Origin of the sequence: Pseudoroseomonas cervicalis ATCC 49957, from assembly GCF_000164635.1 — a bacterium.
GTDB lineage: Bacteria > Pseudomonadota > Alphaproteobacteria > Acetobacterales > Acetobacteraceae > Pseudoroseomonas > Pseudoroseomonas cervicalis.
Genome location: NZ_GG770780.1, coordinates 1 through 3297 on the forward strand (window position 1 = coordinate 1; position 3297 = coordinate 3297).

Sequence of the window (3297 nt, forward strand, 5' to 3'; positions counted from 1 at the left end):
CCGCGGCCGAGGCCGGCGCGCCCAGCGCCGCGGAGGCGGCGCTGGAACGGCCGCATCTGCTCTGGGCCAATGCGGCGCTGTTCCTGGCGGTGCTGGCCACGCTGGTCGCCGGGCTGCTGCCGGCCGGCTATGTGTTCATGCTCGGCCTGGCGGTGGCGCTGCTGCTGAACTACCGCGACCCCACGCTGCAGATGCAGCGTGTCGCGGCCCATGCGCCTTCCGCCCTGACCATGGGCATCATCATCCTGGCCGCCGGCTCCTTCCTCGGCATCATGGACGGCACCGGCATGCTGAAGGCGATGGCCGAGGGGCTGGTGCAGGCGCTGCCCTCCGGCATGGTGCCGGTGCTGCACCTGCTGTTCGGCGTGGTCGGCCTGCCGATGGAGCTGGTGCTGAGCACCGACGCCTATTATTTCGGCCTGCTGCCGATCGTGCTGGAGATCGTCACCCCGCATGGCGTGGCCCCGGCCGAGGTGGTGCACGCGCTGACCATCGGCAACATCATCGGCACCTTCATCAGCCCCTTCTCGCCGGCGCTGTGGCTGGCCCTCGGCCTGGCCGGGGCGCAGATCGGGCCGCATATCCGCTATTCGGTGCTGTGGATGTGGGGCTTCTCGCTGCTGCTGATGGGGGCCGCGGCGCTGCTCGGCCTGTTCTGAGCCCGCCCGGGGGGGCGGTGCGCCGCCCCCGCCGCATGCTGCGCCGCAACCAAAACCGGCCATTTTTGGTAATAAAATTATAATTCACCCTTCCGCTGCGACGCGATCGGAGGGATAAGCGGCACACTCCCCCGCATGGGGGGCCGCCTTGTCGACTCGCTGGGAGGAAACCCGCATGAATCGCCGCGCCCTGCTCGGCGCCGCCGCCGCTGCTGCGCCGGCCGCGCTCGCCGCCCCCGCCCTGGCCCAGTCGGCGCCGGAGCTGCGCTGGCGGCTGACCAGCTCCTTCCCGCGCAACCTGGACATCCTCTATGGCGCGCCGGAGCTGATCGCCCGCCGCGTCGCGGCGATGACCGACAACAAGTTCCAGATCCGCGTCTTCCCGGCCGGCGAGATCGTGGGCGGGCTGCAGGCGCTGGACGCGGTGCAGGCCGGCACGGTGGAGTGCGCGCACACCGCCTCCTACTACTATGTCGGCAAGGACCCCGCCTTCGCCTTCTTCACCGCCATGCCCTTCGGCCTGAACACCCGCATGTTCAACGCCTGGAACCGGCATGGCGGCGGCGCCGCGCTGGCGGCGGAGCTGTTCGGCACCTACAACATCGTGGCCTTCACCGCCGGCGACACCGGCGCGCAGATGGGCGGCTGGTTCCGCAAGGAAGTGAAGTCGCTGGCCGAGCTGCAGGGGCTGAAGTTCCGCGTCGCCGGCTTCGCCGGCCAGGTCTTCGCCAAGCTCGGCGCGGTGCCGACGCAGGTGGCGGCGGCCGACATCTACCCCTCGCTCGAGCGCGGCACGCTGGACGCGGTGGAGTTCGTCGGCCCCTATGACGACGAGAAGCTGGGCTTCGCCCGCGTCGCGCCGAACTACTACTTCCCCGGCTTCTTCGAGCCCGGCGCGCGGCTGCACCTGATGGTCAACAAGACCGCCTTCGAGGCGCTGCCGCCCGCCTACAAGGCCGCGCTGGAGGCCGCCTGCGCCGAGGCCGACCAGGACATGACCGCGCGCTACGACGCCGGCAACCCGCAGGCGCTGCGCCGGCTGATCGCCGCCGGCACGCAGCTGCGCCCCTGGCCGCGCGAGATCCTGGCCGCCGCCTGGAAGGCCGCGCATGAGCTGTATGACGAGACCAGCGCGAAGAACGAGCGGTTCAAGACGATCTGGGAGTCCTATCGCCGCTTCCGCGACGACGAATATGCCTGGTTCCGCGTCGCCGAGAACTCCTTCGACAATTTCGCCTTCACCGCCGGCCAGACGGTGCGCTGAGGCGGCCCCCGCCGGGGCGGGATCGCGGACGGGCCGGGGGCGCAAGCCTCCGGCCCGTTCCGGTTGCAGGCCGGGCGGTTAAAATGCGGAAGGATCGGCGCCACGGCGCCGGCGGCGGGTGACAGCGGGGGGCGGTCGGGGCTAGTCGGGCGGCTCCCAGCCGCAGGACGCCTCCATGGATTTTGCCTCGCTTCTCTCCGCCCTGCTGATGGGCGTCGTCGAAGGGGTGACGGAGTTCCTCCCGATCTCCTCCACCGGCCACCTGATCCTGCTGGGGGAGGCCATCGGCTTCCAGGGCCCGCCGGGCAAGACCTTCGAGATCAGCATCCAGCTCGGCGCCATCCTGGCGGTGATCTGGCTGTTCCGCGCGACGATCTGGCGCATCGCCACCGGCATGTGGCGCATCGGCAGCCATGAATACTATTTCGCGCTGAACCTGCTGCTGGCCTTCCTGCCGGCGCTGGTGCTGGGCGCCACCCTCTACAGGACGGTCACCGAGCTGCTCTACACCCCCTTCGTGGTGGCGCTGGCGCTGATCGGCGGCGGGCTGGTGATCCTGGCGATCGAGCGCTGGCGCCCGGCGCCGCAGATCCATTCGGTGCCGGAGATCGGGCCGCTGGCGGCGCTGCTGATCGGCTTCGGCCAGGCGCTGGCGATGATCCCGGGCACCAGCCGCTCGGGCGCGACCATCATCAGCGCGCTGCTGGTGGGCGTCGATCGCCGCACCGCGGCCGAGTTCAGCTTCCTGCTGGCGATCCCGACCATGGTGGCCGCCACCGTGTTCAGCCTGTGGAAGAACCGCGCCGATCTCGACTTCTCCGGCGCCGGGCTGATCGCGGTGGGCTTCGCCGCCGCCTTCCTGGTCTCGCTGGTGGTGGTGCGCTGGCTGATGAGCGTGATCAGCCGCATCGGCTTCACCCCCTTCGCCTGGTACCGCATCGGCCTCGGCCTGATCATCCTGGCTTGGCTGGCGCTGCGCTGAGGCACGGCCGCCGCCGCCCTCTCCGGTGAAGCCCGGGGCCGCCGCGCGCCCCGGGCTTTTTTCATGCCGGGGCTCCGGGCGTCCGGCTTCTCCTTTCCGTGACCTTTCGCGGTTTTCGGGACGCGCCGCGCCGCGGCCTCGCTTGAAGCGGCGCGGCGTTGCCGTCATCCTGGCGGCCACGCCGCTTGCGGGAATGAACAGCGATGCGCCGCCTCTTGCCGGTCCCGGCCCTTCCGATCCTGGCTCGCCGGACCCCGGCCCTGCTGGCGCCGGCCCTGCTGGCGCTGGCGGCCGCCCTGCTGCTGCCGGGGGGCGCGCGGGCGCAGAGCTGGCCGAACGAGACCGGCCAGGGCGGCGACCTGATGGGCTATTCCAGCCGGCAATTCGACCGC

Annotated in this window: 3 protein-coding genes and 1 pseudogene; all 4 read left to right on the forward strand. The window is 71.2% G+C overall.

Annotation, left to right across the window (positions count from 1 at the left end; genetic code table 11):
* A pseudogene (locus HMPREF0731_RS13475) lies at nucleotides 1-659 on the forward strand (SLC13 family permease); the annotation flags it as partial.
* Nucleotides 660-834: 175 nt separating this feature from the next.
* Nucleotides 835-1923: a TRAP transporter substrate-binding protein gene (locus HMPREF0731_RS13480; protein ID WP_007004701.1), complete on the forward strand. Its 1089-nt coding sequence runs from the start codon at nucleotides 835-837 to the stop codon at nucleotides 1921-1923.
* 175 nt (nucleotides 1924-2098) lie between these two features.
* The gene (locus HMPREF0731_RS13485) at nucleotides 2099-2905 is read left to right on the forward strand and encodes an undecaprenyl-diphosphate phosphatase (RefSeq protein ID WP_007004702.1); all 807 of its coding nucleotides are present in this window, start codon (nucleotides 2099-2101) and stop codon (nucleotides 2903-2905) included.
* Between the two features lie 203 nt (nucleotides 2906-3108).
* A partial coding sequence (locus HMPREF0731_RS25505; protein WP_040613332.1) for a hypothetical protein occupies nucleotides 3109-3297 on the forward strand: 189 nt, incomplete at its 3' end.

Coding starts and splice junctions, on each gene's coding strand:
- HMPREF0731_RS13480 (WP_007004701.1), top strand. CDS start 835: ATGAATCGCCGCGCCCTGCTCGGCGCCGCCGCCGCTGCTGCGCCGGCC.
- HMPREF0731_RS13485 (WP_007004702.1), top strand. CDS start 2,099: ATGGATTTTGCCTCGCTTCTCTCCGCCCTGCTGATGGGCGTCGTCGAA.